The organism is Sphingomonas sp. Root720 (assembly GCF_001428605.1).
Classification (GTDB): Bacteria; Pseudomonadota; Alphaproteobacteria; order Sphingomonadales; family Sphingomonadaceae; genus Rhizorhabdus.
This window is the reverse complement of the sequence record NZ_LMID01000010.1, coordinates 307,024-321,490: the sequence shown is the minus strand read 5'-3', so window position 1 is coordinate 321,490 and position 14,467 is coordinate 307,024. Positions and strand designations below refer to the sequence as shown.

Sequence of the window (14,467 nt, the reverse complement as noted above, 5' to 3'; positions counted from 1 at the left end):
GTCGGACGCGGCTCCCCCTCTTCGGATCAGCGCGCCGGCAGCACCACCGCGCGGCATTCCCCGAAGCCGATCGGCACATAGCCGTCGGCCCGGGCGGTCGCGGACAGCAGGACCTCGTCGCCGTCCTGGAGGAAGCTGCGCTCCTCGCCGTTCGGCAGCTTCACCGGCTGCGTGCCGCCGCGCGACAGCTCCATCAGGCTGCCGAAGCCGTCCTCGCTCGGCGCCGAGATCGTGCCGGTGCCGAGCAGGTCGCCCGGCTGGAGGTTGCAGCCGTTGGAAGCGTGATGGGTGACGATCTGGGCGACCGTCCAGTACATGTTGGACGCGGGGCCCTTGCTGAGCCTATGTGGCGGCAGGCCCGCCTCGCGCATCTTCGCGGTGAGCAGATGGACCCCGAGCTCGATGCCGAGCGCGCCTCGGCCCTGGTCGTCCGCGTCCCACAGATAGGGCAGCGGCTTCGGATCGCCTTCGGGCCGTTCCGGCTGGGCGATGCGAAACGGCGCGAGCGCCTCGGCGGTCACCACCCAGGGCGAGATGGTCGACTGGAAATTCTTCGCGAGGAACGGTCCGAGCGGCTGATATTCCCAGGCCTGGAAGTCGCGCGCCGACCAGTCGTTGAGCAGGCAGAAGCCGGCGATGTGATCGGCGGCCTCGCCGATCGGAATCGTCTCGCCCAGCGCGTTGCCGCGGCCGATCCAGACACCGAGCTCCAGCTCATAATCGAGCCGGGCGGAAGGCGCGACGACGGGTACATCGGCCTCTGGCGGCTTGCGCTGGCCCTTGGGGCGCACCAGCGGTACCCCCGACGGGCGGATCGACGAGGCGCGGCCATGATAGCCGATCGGCACATATTTGTAGTTGGGCAGCAGCGGATTGTCGGGCCGGAACTGCCGGCCGATATTATTGGCGTGATGGATGCCGACATAGAAGTCGGTATAGTCGCCGATCGCCGCGGGCAGGTGCATCGTCACGGCCGAGCGGTCGTGCAGATAGGGCGTCAGCGCGGGTCGGTGGTTGTCCTCGGACAGCAGTTCGGACAGCTTGCGGCGCAGCGCCAGCCGCCGTTCGGCGGGCAGCGCGAACAGCGCATTGAGCGTCGCCCCGCGCAGCTCGACCGGTAGCAGGCCCGACACCGCGGACAGGTCGAGCAGCTTGTCGCCGATCGCCACGGCGGGGCGCTTCTCGCCGTCCCCGATGGAAAAAATGCCATAAGGGAGGTTCTGGATCGGGAAGTCGGCATGGCCGTCGGCCCCAGGCACCCAGCTCGTGAGAGCGGGGTCGTGCGTTGCATCGATCATCGTCATCTGGGAAGTTCTGCCTTGGTAAAGCCCGACCAGCAATCGTCATAATCGAGCTGGACGAGCGGGCTTTCGAGGGCGAAGCGGGTCGGGCGGAGCACCGAGCAGCTTTCGAACATGAACGCCATGGTGGCGTCGATCTTATGGGGCTTGAGGTCCGCGGCGACCGCGCTCTCGTAGCTGGCCTGGTCCGGACCGTGGCCCGACATGCGGTTGTGGAGCGAGCCGCCGCCCGGCGTGAAGCCGCCTGCCTTGGCGTCATAGGCGCCCGTGATCAGCCCCATATATTCGCTCATCACGTTGCGGTGGAACCAGGGCGGGCGGAAGCTGTCCTCGGCGACCATCCAGCGCGGCGGGAAGATCACGAAGTCGCAATTGGCCGTGCCCGCCACTTCGGAGGGCGAGGTCAGCACGGTGAAGATCGACGGATCGGGATGGTCGAAGCTGACCGTGCCGATCGTGTTGAAGCGGCGCAGATCGTAGCGATAGGGCGCTAGATTGCCGTGCCAGGCGACCACGTCGAACGGCGAATGGCCGAGCGTCGTCGTCCACAGCGTGCCTTCGAATTTCTGGACCAGCTCGGTCGCCTCGTCGATGTCCTCGAACCAGGCGGCCGGCGTCTCGAAATCACGCACGTTGGCGAGGCCGTTCGATCCGATCGGGCCGAGATCGGGCAGGCGGAAGGGCGCGCCGTAATTCTCGCAGACATAGCCGCGCGCGCCGGTGCCGGTCAGCGCGACGCGGAAGCGCACGCCGCGCGGGATCACCGCGATGTGGAGGGGTTCGATCTCGATCACGCCCAGCTCGGTGACGATCCGGAGGCCGCCCTGCTCGGGGACGATCAGCAGTTCGCCGTCGGCGTTGAAGAAGGCGCGGCCTTCCATCGAGCGGTTGATGGCGTAGAGATGCACGCCCACCCCTCCATTGCCGGCGATGCTGACGAGTCCGTCGACGAAGTCGGTCGGCTCGGCGGGCAGGGGAAGCGGGTCCCAGCGCAGGCGGTTGGGATCGGCCGGAACCTCGTCGAACGGGCGATGGCGGAGCCGCGTCGGCCCGCCATAGGCCTTGAACGGCGGATGATTGGCCGCCGGACGCATCCGGTAGAGCCAGCTGCGACGGTTCTCGGCGCGGGGGGCGGTGAAGGCACTCCCCGACAGCTGCTCGGCATACAGCCCATAAGGGACGCGCTGCGGCGAGTTGCGCCCGACCGGAAGCGCACCCGCCACCGCTTCGGTCGAAACGTGGTTGCCGAAGCCGGGGATATAAGAGGCGTTCATGATAAATTCCCCGGAATGACGGGAAGAGGCCGGTCAGTCATCGACCTTGACCACGCCGCGGCGGATCTGGTCGCGCTCGATCGATTCGAACAGCGCCTTGAAATTACCTTCGCCGAAGCCGTCATTGCCCTTGCGCTGGATGATCTCGAAGAAGATCGGTCCGACCATGTTCTCGGTAAAGATCTGGAGCAGGACGCCGCCGCCGGTCTCGGGCGCGCCGTCGATCAGGATGCCGCGCTTCTGCATCTCCGCGATGTCGTGGCCATGGCCGGGAAGGCGGGCGTCGATCCCCTCATAATAGGTGTCGGGGGTCGACTGGAAACGAACGCCGTTGGCGCGGAGCCTGTCGACCGTGTCGAAGATGTCGTCGGTCGACAGCGCGAGGTGCTGGATGCCTTCGCCCTTATATTCGCGGATGAATTCCTCGATCTGGCTGTTCTCGTCCTGGCTTTCGTTCAGCGGGATGCGGATCTTGTCGTCGGGGGCGGTCATCGCGCGGCTGAGCAGCGCGGTCGCCTGGCCCTCGATGTCGAAATAACGGATCTCGCGGAAGTTGAAGACCTTCTCGTAGAAGGTCGCCCAATGGTTCATCCGCCCGCGCAGCACATTGTGGGTCAGGTGATCGAGCGTGTGCAGGCCTACCGAACGCTGGTCGCGCGACGAGTCGGCGACGGGACGGAAATCGACGTCGTAGATTTCCTGCGCGCCGTAGCGATCCACGAGATAGAGGTTCGAGCCGCCGATACCCTCGATCGCCGGGATATTGAGCTCCATCGGGCCGACCGGTCCCTTCACCGCCGTCGCGCCGCGCGCCACCGCCTTGTCGAGCGCCTTCGCGGCGTCATGGACACGGAACGCCATGGCATTGGCGGAGGGGCCGTGTGCGGCCCGGAAATCGGCGGCCTGTCCGGTCGCATCCATGTTGAGGACGAAATTGACGTCGCCCTGCTGGTAGCGGCGGACATTCTTCGATCGGTGGTCGCCGAGATGGGTGAAGCCCATCGCTTCGAACAGCGCGGCAAGCGCGAGCGGATCGGGCCCGGTGAACTCGACGAACTCGAAACCGTCCAGACCCAGCGGATTGTGATGCGGTTCGATATGGGGATCGGTCATGGCAGCCTCGTTAGATAGTATCATAAGAAACCAATACGGGTTTGAACCGATTCGTGTCAAATGATACCAACGCCCCATGTCGGAAAAGGGCCTCATCCTCGATCGCTTCATTCCCTACCGGTTGTCGGTGACGTCGAACGTGGTGAGCGACGTGATCTCGACCGCCTATGAGGCGCTGTTCGGCCTCTCGATCCCGGAATGGCGGGTGGTCGCGGTGGTCGCCGAGCAGGACGGCATCACCCAGCAGGGCATCTGCATCGCGACCCGGATGGACAAGGTGATGGTAAGCCGGGCGACGATCGCGCTGGTCGATCGGGGGCTGATCGTCCGGGCGCCCAACCGCGCCGACCGGCGCTCGCGGCTATTGGCGCTCACCGACGCGGGGCGGCGGCTCTACGCCGATGTCGCGCCCAAGGCGATCGAGTTCGAGGAGCGCATCTTCTCGAGCTTCCCGGCCGAGGAACTCGACCGCTTCACGGCCATGCTCCGGGCGATCGAGGAAAGGGCGCTGGAGGTCGGCACTCTCTAGGCAAGGCGTAGGCCCGGCGGCATGGCCGCCGGGCCCTTTCGGCCACTCTCCTGCCGAACCCTGGTTAGAAGAAGAAGGAATAGATGATGTCGATGATCTCGCCCGTGCGGATGTCGACCAGCACTGCGTCGTCATAATAGCGGACCCAGCGATAGTCGCCATAAGCGGCTGGCAGCCGATAGGACCACGGATCCGAGATCCAGTAGCTCGAGCCGTAGAACCACGGGTCCCAGCGGTAACCGGGATACCAGCGCTGATAGCTGTAGCCCCAACGTGGCGCGACATAACGGGGCAAGCGGTAGATGCCGCGATTATGATTGCGATAGTCGCGCCAGTCGTAGCGGCGGTCGGTGCGCCAGTTGCGGTTCCAGCGATCGTTGTCGCGCCGGCCATCGCGGTCGGCCCAGCCGCGGCGGTCGCGATCGTTGCGGTCCCAGGTCCGGCCGTCGCCGCTTCCGTCGCGCCGGTCGTTGTTCCAGCGCCGGTCGCGATCGTTCGCAGCGCCGCGGTTTCCGTCCCGGGTCCAGTTCCGGCCCGTGCGATCGTCACGATTGCCCTGGTTCGCCTGGTCGTTCTGGCCGCCGCGGTTCCAGCTGCGCCGGCGATCCTCGCCCGGGGTGCTGCCGCGCGTCGCGTCGCGCTGCTGTGCGGCCTGCGTGTCGCCACCCCGGTTCCAGCTGCGTTGCGGAGCGGCGCCATTGTCGCCGCCGCGATTCCAACTGCGCTCGGCGCGCGGCGCGCGAGCCGACGCATCGGGCGTAGGGGCGGCGCGCGGGGTCATGACGGGGGCGGGACGCTCGACCGCACGATTCGCCTCGCGCGCCTGCTGTACAGCCGCCCGGCGGCTGTCGCCGTTGATCATGGCGCCGCGGTCGCGGCCGCGCTCCTGGGCTTGTGCAACTGGCGGGAGGACGATCGCCGCTCCCAGCATCAGCCCGATCATGGTCCTCGAGAGGTTACGCATCGGAAATACTCTCCACGCGGGCGGAGTGATACCGCCCTTGTCTTCTTTATGCGTTCCGTCGACTGAGCGACGGCTGAACCCGGCTGTCAGCAAGCAGAAAGAATCACGGCGTCAGTCGCCGGACCTCGAATCGAGCGCCGGCACGGCGCGGGCGGCATCGGCGGGATCGATGCCGGGCGGCGGGGCGGCGGCGATCGTCTCGCTGCCTGCCAGCACCCGACCGGCACGCCGGATCGCGCGGCGCACGCGGGGGTAAGTCCCGCAGCGGCAGATATTGGTCATCGCCGCGTCGATCTCCTCGTCGCTGGGCGCATGGTTTCTTTCAAGCAGCGCGGCCGCCGCCATGATCATGCCCGATTGGCAATAGCCGCACTGAGGAAGGTTCTCGGCGACCCAGGCCTGCTGGACGGGGTGGCCGCGGTCGCGCGACAGCGCCTCGATCGTGGTGACGAAACTACCCTCGATCGCTCCGATCGGGACCTGGCAGGATCGGACCGGCTGGCCGTCGATATGGACGGTACAGGCGCCGCATTGTCCCGCGCCGCAGCCATATTTGGTGCCGGTCAGATTGGAGGCGTCGCGCAACGCCCATAGCAGGGGGGTCGCGGGATCCATCCGGTAATGGACCGGCTGGCCGTTGACGGTGAACCTTGTCATGCCCCGTCATACCGCGAACCCGGTGGGGGTGCAGCGGAAAAAATTCCTCCTGATGCTTGAAGAATCGCGGCCGCGTTGGTAGGGGCGGCACTTCACGGCGCGGAAAGGGTTTTCGCGACGACACGCTTTTTTGCGTTGTAGCTGGAGACACCGTCGGATCGGCGGCGTGGATGGTTCGCTCCGCAATGATTGGAGAATTGGGTTTTTATGCAGATCATCGTTCGCGACAACAATGTCGATCAGGCTCTTCGCGCGCTCAAGAAGAAGCTGCAGCGCGAGGGCGTGTACCGCGAGATGAAGCTGCGCCGTCACTACGAGAAGCCGTCCGAGAAGCGCGCCCGCGAGCGCGCCGCAGCGATCCGCCGCGCCCGCAAGCTGGAGCGCAAGCGGATGGAGCGCGACGGCGTCCGGTAAGAGGTTTCGGCGTATCCGCGGCCGGGTTCCCCCGGTTGGCGGCAGTTTCATCATGACCTGAGAGAGCGACACGCCCATGTCCGAAGTAACCGCCGTCCCCCTTCGTCCGATCACGAAGGGTTCGCTGACCAAGCTCTGGCTCGGTATCGCGGCGGTGGTCGTCATCGGAATTGGGGCGGCCTATGTCGGCACCTCGAAGCAGGTGGCCATGGCGATGACTCCGGAGGAGTTCCTCGCCGCGAACAAGGGCGGCGACGTCGTCGAGACGCCCTCGGGCCTCCAATATGAAGTGCTGCGCGAAGGCAGCGGCCCCAAGGCGACGGCGAGCGACATCGTCCTCGTCGAATATGAGGGCAAGCTTGCCAATGGCGAGGTGTTCGATTCGAGCGCGCGCCATGGCGGCCCGCAGCCGATGCCGCTCCAGGGCATGATCGCGGGCTGGACCGAAGGGCTCCAGCTGATGAACGCGGGTTCCAAATATCGTTTCTGGATGAAGCCGGACCTCGGCTTCGGTCCGGTCGGCGTCCCCGGCAAGATTCCGGGCAACGCGCTGGTGATCTTCGATGTCACGGTCAAGGAAGTCCTGCCGCCGCAGGGCTTCGGCATGGGCGGCGGCGGCATGCCCCCCGGCCATGGCGGCATGTAACCGCACCGGCATCACCGAATAGGAGAGGAAGGGGTCGCAGCGATGCGGCCCCTTTCCTGTTTGGGCATGCGCGCGGACGGTACGGCCGCCCCCGGCGCCTCTCCTGCAGCCCGCCACCACGAACGTCATGCTGAACTCGTTTCGCCATCCACCGGGGACCTGGATGGACCATGGGGTCCTGTCACGCGGCCCGCACCGCTCTCCCGGTCAGCCCCCGAGGGGCGATGGATGCCGACACAGGTTCAGCTCTCGGGCGCGGGCACAAAAACCGCGCGACGATCGCTCGTCGCGCGGTTTCGTTATCGGTGAGGAAGGCTCAGCGCGTCCGTTCGGGATGCAGGCTGGTGCCGGCACGGCCGCCGCGCAGCGCGGTGAACCAGCTTAGCGGGTTCCACAGCTTGGTGGTGCCGTCGAGCGAGAAGGTGATGAACTCCGCGCGGCCGCCGATATTCTCGAACGGCACCGGCCCGTCGAGGCCGTTGCGATAGGCCGGGACGCGGCTGTCGGCCGACTGGTCGCGATTGTCGCCCATCACGAAGATATGGTCGGCCGGAATGGTGATCGCGGGATAGTCGTCGATCTCGGGCATATAGCCCAGGTCGATCGTGTCGTAGCTTCGCCCGTTGGGCAGCGTCTCGCGGAAGCGCGGCAGCGCGCAGTAGAGCTTGCCGTCGGGTCCGGTTGTCCGGAACTGGACCACGTCGGGCTGTTCGCAGGTGACGTTGGCGTCGACCGCGATCATCGCGGGAGCCTCGGGCGTGCGTTTCACCGGTACGCCGTTGAGGACCACCACGCCGCCGCGCACTTCGAGCCGGTCGCCCGGCAGGCCAATGACCCGCTTGATGAAATCGGTGTCGGCTTGCGGCGGTTTCAGGATGACGATGTCGCCCCGTTCGGGCAGCCGGCCGAACAGCCGGCCGCGGATGAATGGCAGGACGTGGAAGCTGGGCGACACATAGGACCAACCATAGGGATATTTGGTGACCACCAGCCGGTCGCCGGTGATCAGGGTCGGCATCATCGACTCGGACGGGATGTAGAAGGGCTTGGCGATGAAGCTATGGAAGCCGAGAACCGCGAGGATCAGCCAGAAGATCCCGCGCGCCTCCGCCCACCAGTCGGTCGCGGGCTTCGGGGCCTTCACCGTCGCTTCGGTCGGTGTGGCGGGAGCGTCAGTCGCGTTGTCCATATTGTCACTCGGCCGATCGCTCACGCGATCCTCTCCTCACAGCGGGCGCGCATACAGGATGACGAACGCCTGCGCCCAGGGATGATCGTCCGTCATCGTCAAATGTACGTCCACCGCGTGGCCCGGCGGCGTCAGCGCGTCAAGCCTTGCCTTGGCTCCGCCGGCCAAAACCAACGTCGGCGCACCGCTCGGCAGGTTGGCCACGCCGATGTCCTTCATGAAGACACCCACCTTGAAACCGGTGCCCACCGCCTTCGAGAAGGCCTCCTTCGCCGCGAATCGCTTGGCATAGGTGGCGGCCCGGGTGAGCACCCGGCGTTCCGCCTTCGCGCGCTCGACATCGGTGAAGACGCGGTTGACGAAGCGCTCGCCGAAGCGGTCGAGCGACCCCTGGATACGCTCGATGTTGCAGAGGTCCGAACCGATGCCGATGATCATGACGGCGTTTCCCCGTTCACCTTGCTTCGTCCATCATCTGACGCATCCGCCGGACGACCGGGGCGAGCCCGTCGAAGATCGCCTCACCGATCAGGAAATGGCCGATGTTGAGCTCGGCGATCTGGGGGATCGCCGCGATCGGCAGCACATTGTCGAAGGTAAGGCCGTGGCCGGCATGCGGCTCTATTCCGTTCTTGGCGGCGAGTGCCGCTGCATCGGCGACTCGGCGGAGCTCGACGGAACGCCCTTCGCCCTCGCTATGGGCATAGCGGCCGGTGTGGAACTCGACGACCGGTACCCCCAGCGAAACCGCCGCCTGGATCTGGCGCGGATCGGGCTCGATGAACAGGCTGACCCGGATGCCGGCGGCGCCTAGCTCCGCGATCAGCGGTTTCAGGTGATCATGCTGGCCCGCGGCGTCGAGTCCGCCCTCGGTCGTCACCTCCTCGCGCCGCTCGGGCACGATGCAGGCGGCGTGCGGCCGATGTCTGAGCGCGATCGCCAGCATTTCGCCGGTTGCCGCCATCTCGAGGTTGAGCGGTAGCGCGACCGCGCCGATCAGCTGGCCGATATCCTCGTCGATGATGTGGCGGCGATCCTCGCGCAGATGTGCGGTGATGCCGTCGGCACCAGCCTCGCTGGCGATTACCGCGGCGCGGACCGGATCGGGATGGAGGCCGCCCCGGGCGTTCCGGATGGTGGCGACATGGTCGATATTGACCCCGAGGCGAAGTCTGCTCACGCCGCGACGGCCGCGCGGCTGCCGGGCTTGGTCGCGGGGAGCGCCGCCAACTCGGGCGGCAGCGCGTCTGGCTGGTAGGTCGGAACGTCGAGTCGGATCAGCGGAAAGAAGGGGACGCCGAGGTCGGCCTTGCCGTTCGACCGGTCGACCAGCGCGGCGGCGGCGATCACCTGGCCGCCCGCTTGCTCGACCGCCTTGATCGCCTCCCGCGAGGACAGGCCTGTAGTAACGACGTCCTCCATCAGCAGGATCTTCTGGCCCGGCTCGAGCCGGAAGCCGCGGCGCAGGTGGAAGACACCGTCGGGGCGTTCGACGAACATCGCGTCGAGGCCGAGCGCGCGGCCCATTTCATGGCCGGCGATCACCCCGCCCATCGCAGGGGATACGACCGCGCCGAGCTGGATTTTCAGCTTGTCCGGAATCCTCAAGGCCAAGGCCTCGGCCAGTCGCGCCGCGCGTGCGGGGTTCATCAGGACGCGTGCGCACTGGAGATAGCGGGAACTGCGCAACCCCGAGGAAAGGATGAAATGCCCCTCCAGCAACGCTTCGGCTGCCCGAAATTCGGCGAGTACCTGTTCATCCGTCATCGTCTGGATCCCGTTTCGTGCTGCCGCTGTGCAGCATCCGCCCAGATAGAGGTATGATATATTCGCTTCAACCGCTTGCATTCGGCGCCAACCGGTGCTTGAGGCACAGGCGAGCCGCGCCTATAAGGCGCTCGAATTCGTAGGGCCCGATAACAGGCAGGCGTGGAATCACCGCGCTTCACGGGGGTAAGATGAAGACGTTGAAGACAATCATGATGGCGCTTTCGCTGGCTGCCATTCCGGTGGCGGTCCAGGCTCAGGATGCCGCTCCGGCTCCTGCCGCGTCCGCCGCTGCGGCGCCGGCCGCAGAAGCGGTGCCTGCTGCGCCCGCGTTCCAGCATCGCGCGCCCGATGTCGATATCGGCCAGCCGATTCCCGGTGGCTTCAAGATCCAGCCGCAGGTGACCGAGATCGGCGAGGACGCGCAGTGGCTGCACAACAGCCTGCTGATGCCGATCATCACGATCATCTGCATCTTCGTCCTGATCCTCCTGGCCTATGCGATGATTCGCTTCCGCGCCAAGGCGAACCCGGTCCCGTCGAAGACCTCGCACAATACCCTGATCGAGATCGTCTGGACGCTGGTCCCGGTCCTGATCCTGCTGGTGATCGCGGTTCCGTCGATCCGGCTGCTCGCGCATCAATATGCGCAGCCCAAGCCGGATCTGACGATCAAGGTGATCGGCAACCAGTGGTACTGGACCTATCAATATCCGGATAACGGCGATTTCGAGCTGGTCTCGAACATGCTGCCCGAAGCCGAGGCGAAGAAACGCGGCGAGCCCCGCCTGCTGGGCGTCGACGAGCGTGTGGTCGTCCCGGTCGACGCGGTGGTCAAGGTCATCGTCACCTCGAACGACGTCATCCACAGCTGGGCGGTCCCCGCCTTCTGGACCAAGATGGACGCCGTTCCCGGCCGCCTGAACGAAACCTGGTTCAAGGCCGAGCGCGAAGGCCTCTATTACGGCCAGTGCTCGGAACTGTGCGGCGCGCGCCACGGCTTCATGCCGATCGCCGTGGAGGTCGTCTCGAAAGACAAGTTCGCCGAGTGGGTCCATTCGAAGGGCGGTAAGATGCCGGGCGAGGCAGCGCCAGCCGCCGCTGCCCCGGCGCCCGCGGCCGCGACGCCTGCTCCGGCGACCGACGCCGCGGTGCCCGGCACCGCCGCGCCGGCCGCGCCCGTCACGTCCCAGCCTGCGACCGCGCAGAACTAAGGTCCGATATCATGAGCGACACCACCGCAACCCCTTCGCACTTCCAGGCGCATGAGGATCACGGCCATCATGACGCCGACCACAAGCCTGCGTTCTTCCAGCGCTGGTTCATGTCCACCAACCACAAGGACATCGGCACCCTCTATCTGATCTTCGCGATCATCGCCGGCATCATCGGCGGCGGAATCTCGGGTCTGATGCGGGCCGAACTCGCCGAACCGGGCATCCAGTATCTGAGCACCTGGACGCAGCTGATGGGCGGCGCGCCGGACTTCGATACCGCGCTGCACATGTGGAACGTGCTGATCACCGCGCATGGCCTGATCATGGTGTTCTTCATGGTCATGCCCGCGATCATCGGCGGTTTCGGCAACTGGTTCGTCCCGATCATGATCGGCGCGCCGGACATGGCCTTTCCGCGGATGAACAACATCAGCTTCTGGCTGCTCATCCCGGCTTTCGCGCTGTTGCTCGGCTCGTCCTTCTTCTCGGGCGGCACCGGCCATGGCGCCGGCACCGGCTGGACCGTCTATGCCCCGCTGTCGACCAGCGGCTCGGCGGGTCCCTCGGTCGACATGGCCATCCTGTCGCTCCACCTCGCGGGTGCCTCGTCGATCCTCGGCGCGGTCAACTTCATCACCACCATCTTCAACATGCGCGCGCCGGGAATGACCCTGCACAAGATGCCGCTGTTCGTATGGTCGGTCCTCGTCACCGCCTTCCTGCTGCTGCTGGCGCTGCCGGTTCTCGCCGCGGCGATCACCATGCTGCTCACCGACCGCAACTTCGGCACGACCTTCTATGACGCGTCGGGCGGCGGCGATCCGGTGCTCTACCAGCATCTGTTCTGGTTCTTCGGCCACCCCGAAGTGTACATCATGATCCTGCCGGGCTTCGGCATCATCAGCCAGATCGTCTCGACCTTCTCGAAGAAGCCGGTGTTCGGTTATCTCGGCATGGCCTACGCGATGGTTGCGATCGGCGTCGTCGGCTTCGTCGTGTGGGCGCACCACATGTTCACCACCGGCCTGTCGGTCGACACCAAGATGTACTTCACCGCCGCGACGATGGTCATCGCGGTCCCCACCGGCATCAAGATCTTCTCCTGGATCGCGACGATGTGGGGCGGCTCGATGTCCTTCAAGACGCCGATGCTCTGGGCGATCGGCTTCATCTTCCTGTTCACGGTCGGCGGCGTCACGGGCGTCGTGCTCGCGAACGGCGGCGTCGACAACTATATGCACGACACCTATTATGTGGTCGCGCACTTCCACTATGTGCTTTCGCTCGGGGCCGTCTTCTCGCTGTTCGCGGCCTTCTACTACTGGTTCGGCAAGATGACCGGCCGGATGTACAACGAGTTCCTGGGCCAGGTGCACTTCTGGCTGTTCTTCATCGGCGTGAACGTGCTGTTCTTCCCGATGCACTTCCTCGGCCTCGACGGCATGCCGCGCCGTATCCCGGACTATCCGGATGCCTTCCAGAAGTGGAACTCGCTGGCTACCCACGGCTATGAGATCATGGCCTTCTCGATGATCTTCTTCTTCATCAACGTCTTCTGGTCGATGTTCGCCGGCAAGAAGGCCGAAGGCAATTATTGGGGTGAGGGCGCCACGACGCTCGAGTGGACGTTGTCCAGCCCGCCGCCGTACCACCAGTTCGAACAGCTGCCGCACATCGGTGACGATCACAGCCACTGATCGACGCTAACACCATGAAATGGGCCGCCGCTTCGACGACCACGTCCGAGCGGCGGTTTCATTAGGAACGTGAATTTATTGTCATGGCGAGTCAGGCTTACCCCGCTGCAACGACCGTCGCGGCCGACTGGCGCGATTTCCTTGCGCTGACCAAGCCGCGCGTGATGACCCTGGTGGTCTTCACGGGATTGTGCGGCCTGTTGGCAGCGCCGGAGTCCATCCACCCGGTGCTCGGCTTTACCGCCGTATTGTGCATCGCGCTCGGCGCGGGCGCGGCCGGCGCGCTCAACCAATGGTATGAAGCCGATATCGACGCGATGATGGCGCGGACGGCGAATCGTCCGTTGCCGGCCGGCCGGATGGACCGGCAGTCGGCGCTCCATTTCGGCGTCGGCCTCGGCGCCTTCTCGGTGCTGCTGATGGGGCTCGCGCTCAACGTCCTCGCGGCGGCTATCCTCGCCGTGTCGATCCTGTTCTACGTGCTCGTCTACACGGTCTGGCTGAAGCGCCGGACGCCGCAGAACATCGTGATCGGCGGAGCCGCCGGCGCCTTTCCAGCGTTGATCGGCTGGGCCGCGGCGACCGGGCGGGTCGAAACCCTCCCCGTCCTGCTGTTCGCGCTCGTCTTCCTGTGGACCCCCCCGCATTTCTGGGCGCTCGCGCTGTTCATCAATGCGGATTATGCCCGGGCGGGCGTGCCGATGCTGCCGGCGGTCGCCGGCCAGCGCACCACCCGCATTCAGATCCTGCTCTACACGCTGCCGATGGTCGTCGCCGCGGTGGCGCCCTGGGCGATGGGGCTGACGGGCGCGCTCTACGGTATCGGCGCCAGCATATTGTCCGCCGTCTTCCTGTTGCTGGCGGTCCAGGTCGCCTTCAGCCGGGAGACCGAACCGGCGAAGATGAAACGCGAACGCCGGCTTTTCGGCTTCTCGATCCTCTATCTCTTCCTCATGTTCGGCCTCGTCGTGGCCGACAAGGTGCTGCTATGAACTATACGCCCGAAGAACAGGACGCGATCCGGCGGCGGCAGAAGTCGCGGGCGCTCGTGACCGCGCTGATCCTCGGCGCCTTCGTCGTCCTGTTCTACGCGATCTCGATCGCGAAGATGCTATGAGCCACGCGCTTCCTCCTCGGCAGGATCGCAATCTGCGGGTCGGCATGGTCGCCATCGCGATCGCCTTCGCGATGCTCGGCCTCGGCTATGCAGCGGTGCCGCTATATCGGATGTTCTGCCAGGCGACCGGCTTCGGCGGCACGACGATGCGCAGCGAAACCGGCCTCGCGCCCGGCGCGGTCATCGGCAAGCTGATCAACGTCCGCTTCGACGCGAATGTCTCGCCCACGCTGCCCTGGCGCTTCGCCCCCGAGAAGAACATCGCCCGCATCGCGATCGGCGCGCGCAACATGGCCTTCTTCACGGCGACCAATCTCAGCGACCACCCCATCACCGGCACGGCGAGCTTCAACGTCACGCCCGAACTGGCCGGCGCCTATTTCACCAAGATCCAGTGCTTCTGCTTCACCAGCCAGACACTGAAGCCCGGCGAGACGATTCGCATGCCGGTTGTCTATTATGTCGATCCCGCGATCCTGAAGGATAAGGAAGCGGGCAAGTTCAACGAAATCACCCTGTCCTACACCTTCTTCCCGGACAAATCCGCTGTGGATTCCGATCGGGCGGGCGGTTAAGGGACTT

The 14,467-nt window shown here is 65.7% G+C and carries 17 protein-coding genes; 8 read left to right on the top strand and 9 right to left on the bottom strand.

Annotation, left to right across the window (positions count from 1 at the left end; all coding sequences use genetic code 11):
* Positions 1–26: 26 nt before the first annotated feature.
* The 3 genes from fahA to hppD are packed head-to-tail and all read right to left on the bottom strand — an operon-like array spanning position 27 to position 3,712.
* On the bottom strand, positions 27–1,304 hold the full coding sequence (gene fahA / locus ASE22_RS08900) for a fumarylacetoacetase (RefSeq protein WP_056357672.1): 1,278 nt from the start codon (positions 1,302–1,304) through the stop codon (positions 27–29).
* Positions 1,301–2,575 carry a homogentisate 1,2-dioxygenase gene (hmgA, locus tag ASE22_RS08895; RefSeq protein ID WP_056357669.1) on the bottom strand — a complete coding sequence of 425 codons (1,275 nt, stop codon included), beginning with the start codon at positions 2,573–2,575 and terminating at the stop codon, positions 1,301–1,303. The genes fahA and hmgA overlap by 4 nt, the downstream gene beginning before the upstream one ends.
* Positions 2,576–2,608: 33 nt before the next feature.
* Positions 2,609–3,712: a 4-hydroxyphenylpyruvate dioxygenase gene (gene hppD, locus ASE22_RS08890; RefSeq protein WP_056357664.1), complete on the bottom strand. Its 1,104-nt coding sequence runs from the start codon at positions 3,710–3,712 to the stop codon at positions 2,609–2,611.
* A 52-nt stretch (positions 3,713–3,764) separates the two neighbouring features.
* Between hppD and ASE22_RS08885 the strand changes: the two genes are divergently transcribed.
* Positions 3,765–4,217 (top strand): MarR family winged helix-turn-helix transcriptional regulator, encoded by a 453-nt coding sequence (locus tag ASE22_RS08885; protein ID WP_056357661.1) that lies wholly within the window; start codon positions 3,765–3,767, stop codon positions 4,215–4,217.
* A 64-nt stretch (positions 4,218–4,281) separates the two neighbouring features.
* On the opposite strand, the gene ASE22_RS08880 is transcribed toward ASE22_RS08885, so the two are convergent.
* Both ASE22_RS08880 and ASE22_RS08875 read right to left on the bottom strand, forming a co-directional pair.
* On the bottom strand, positions 4,282–5,181 hold the full coding sequence (locus tag ASE22_RS08880; RefSeq protein ID WP_235536235.1) for an RcnB family protein: 900 nt from the start codon (positions 5,179–5,181) through the stop codon (positions 4,282–4,284).
* Between the two features lie 111 nt (positions 5,182–5,292).
* On the bottom strand, positions 5,293–5,838 hold the full coding sequence (locus ASE22_RS08875; protein ID WP_056357656.1) for a (2Fe-2S)-binding protein: 546 nt from the start codon (positions 5,836–5,838) through the stop codon (positions 5,293–5,295).
* A gap of 207 nt (positions 5,839–6,045) precedes the next feature.
* Here ASE22_RS08875 and rpsU point away from each other — a divergent pair, with 207 nt between their 5' ends.
* Entirely contained in the window at positions 6,046–6,252 is a 207-nt protein-coding gene (rpsU, locus tag ASE22_RS08870) for a 30S ribosomal protein S21 (RefSeq protein ID WP_029548939.1), read from the top strand.
* A gap of 76 nt (positions 6,253–6,328) precedes the next feature.
* Positions 6,329–6,898: an FKBP-type peptidyl-prolyl cis-trans isomerase gene (locus ASE22_RS08865; RefSeq protein ID WP_056357653.1), complete on the top strand. Its 570-nt coding sequence runs from the start codon at positions 6,329–6,331 to the stop codon at positions 6,896–6,898.
* A 316-nt stretch (positions 6,899–7,214) separates the two neighbouring features.
* On the opposite strand, the gene lepB is transcribed toward ASE22_RS08865, so the two are convergent.
* From lepB to pyrE, 4 genes are read right to left on the bottom strand one after another with little or no spacing between them, the layout of a single operon-like run.
* Positions 7,215–8,087 (bottom strand): signal peptidase I, encoded by an 873-nt coding sequence (lepB, locus tag ASE22_RS08860; protein ID WP_056357651.1) that lies wholly within the window; start codon positions 8,085–8,087, stop codon positions 7,215–7,217.
* 36 nt (positions 8,088–8,123) lie between these two features.
* Positions 8,124–8,525 (bottom strand): holo-ACP synthase, encoded by a 402-nt coding sequence (gene acpS, locus ASE22_RS08855; protein ID WP_056357648.1) that lies wholly within the window; start codon positions 8,523–8,525, stop codon positions 8,124–8,126.
* Between the two features lie 16 nt (positions 8,526–8,541).
* Positions 8,542–9,267 carry a pyridoxine 5'-phosphate synthase gene (locus ASE22_RS08850; RefSeq protein WP_056357645.1) on the bottom strand — a complete coding sequence of 242 codons (726 nt, stop codon included), beginning with the start codon at positions 9,265–9,267 and terminating at the stop codon, positions 8,542–8,544.
* Complete coding sequence (gene pyrE, locus ASE22_RS08845) at positions 9,264–9,854, bottom strand: orotate phosphoribosyltransferase (protein ID WP_056357641.1); 591 nt, start codon at positions 9,852–9,854, stop codon at positions 9,264–9,266. Before pyrE ends, ASE22_RS08850 begins: the two co-directional genes overlap by 4 nt.
* Before the next feature lie 191 nt (positions 9,855–10,045).
* On the opposite strand from pyrE, the gene coxB reads away from it, so the two are divergent.
* The 5 genes from coxB to ASE22_RS08825 all read left to right on the top strand — a co-directional run bounded on the left by coxB (position 10,046) and on the right by ASE22_RS08825 (position 14,460).
* Positions 10,046–11,068, top strand: a complete 1,023-nt coding sequence (coxB, locus tag ASE22_RS08840; protein WP_056357638.1) for a cytochrome c oxidase subunit II — start codon at positions 10,046–10,048, stop codon at positions 11,066–11,068.
* Positions 11,069–11,079: 11 nt separating this feature from the next.
* Positions 11,080–12,768, top strand: coding sequence for a cytochrome c oxidase subunit I (gene ctaD, locus ASE22_RS08835; protein ID WP_056357636.1), 1,689 nt, complete (start codon positions 11,080–11,082; stop codon positions 12,766–12,768).
* A gap of 83 nt (positions 12,769–12,851) precedes the next feature.
* Positions 12,852–13,760, top strand: a complete 909-nt coding sequence (locus tag ASE22_RS08830) for a heme o synthase (RefSeq protein ID WP_056357633.1) — start codon at positions 12,852–12,854, stop codon at positions 13,758–13,760.
* Positions 13,757–13,885, top strand: a complete 129-nt coding sequence (locus tag ASE22_RS27860) for a hypothetical protein (RefSeq protein WP_268797034.1) — start codon at positions 13,757–13,759, stop codon at positions 13,883–13,885. The genes ASE22_RS08830 and ASE22_RS27860 overlap by 4 nt, the downstream gene beginning before the upstream one ends.
* Positions 13,882–14,460 carry a cytochrome c oxidase assembly protein gene (locus tag ASE22_RS08825; protein ID WP_056357630.1) on the top strand — a complete coding sequence of 193 codons (579 nt, stop codon included), beginning with the start codon at positions 13,882–13,884 and terminating at the stop codon, positions 14,458–14,460. The genes ASE22_RS27860 and ASE22_RS08825 overlap by 4 nt, the downstream gene beginning before the upstream one ends.
* Positions 14,461–14,467 lie beyond the last annotated feature (7 nt).

What these genes read in the sequence shown, in the direction of transcription:
- ASE22_RS08830 (WP_056357633.1), top strand. Translation starts at nt 12,852, where the DNA reads ATGGCGAGTCAGGCTTACCCCGCTGCAACGACCGTCGCGGCCGACTGG.
- fahA (WP_056357672.1), bottom strand. Translation starts at nt 1,304, where the DNA reads ATGACGATGATCGATGCAACGCACGACCCCGCTCTCACGAGCTGGGTG.
- lepB (WP_056357651.1), bottom strand. Translation starts at nt 8,087, where the DNA reads ATGGACAACGCGACTGACGCTCCCGCCACACCGACCGAAGCGACGGTG.
- acpS (WP_056357648.1), bottom strand. Translation starts at nt 8,525, where the DNA reads ATGATCATCGGCATCGGTTCGGACCTCTGCAACATCGAGCGTATCCAG.
- ASE22_RS27860 (WP_268797034.1), top strand. Translation starts at nt 13,757, where the DNA reads ATGAACTATACGCCCGAAGAACAGGACGCGATCCGGCGGCGGCAGAAG.
- ASE22_RS08875 (WP_056357656.1), bottom strand. Translation starts at nt 5,838, where the DNA reads ATGACAAGGTTCACCGTCAACGGCCAGCCGGTCCATTACCGGATGGAT.
- ctaD (WP_056357636.1), top strand. Translation starts at nt 11,080, where the DNA reads ATGAGCGACACCACCGCAACCCCTTCGCACTTCCAGGCGCATGAGGAT.
- rpsU (WP_029548939.1), top strand. Translation starts at nt 6,046, where the DNA reads ATGCAGATCATCGTTCGCGACAACAATGTCGATCAGGCTCTTCGCGCG.
- ASE22_RS08865 (WP_056357653.1), top strand. Translation starts at nt 6,329, where the DNA reads ATGTCCGAAGTAACCGCCGTCCCCCTTCGTCCGATCACGAAGGGTTCG.
- ASE22_RS08885 (WP_056357661.1), top strand. Translation starts at nt 3,765, where the DNA reads ATGTCGGAAAAGGGCCTCATCCTCGATCGCTTCATTCCCTACCGGTTG.
- ASE22_RS08825 (WP_056357630.1), top strand. Translation starts at nt 13,882, where the DNA reads ATGAGCCACGCGCTTCCTCCTCGGCAGGATCGCAATCTGCGGGTCGGC.
- hppD (WP_056357664.1), bottom strand. Translation starts at nt 3,712, where the DNA reads ATGATACTATCTAACGAGGCTGCCATGACCGATCCCCATATCGAACCG.
- pyrE (WP_056357641.1), bottom strand. Translation starts at nt 9,854, where the DNA reads ATGACGGATGAACAGGTACTCGCCGAATTTCGGGCAGCCGAAGCGTTG.
- ASE22_RS08880 (WP_235536235.1), bottom strand. Translation starts at nt 5,181, where the DNA reads ATGCGTAACCTCTCGAGGACCATGATCGGGCTGATGCTGGGAGCGGCG.
- hmgA (WP_056357669.1), bottom strand. Translation starts at nt 2,575, where the DNA reads ATGAACGCCTCTTATATCCCCGGCTTCGGCAACCACGTTTCGACCGAA.
- coxB (WP_056357638.1), top strand. Translation starts at nt 10,046, where the DNA reads ATGAAGACGTTGAAGACAATCATGATGGCGCTTTCGCTGGCTGCCATT.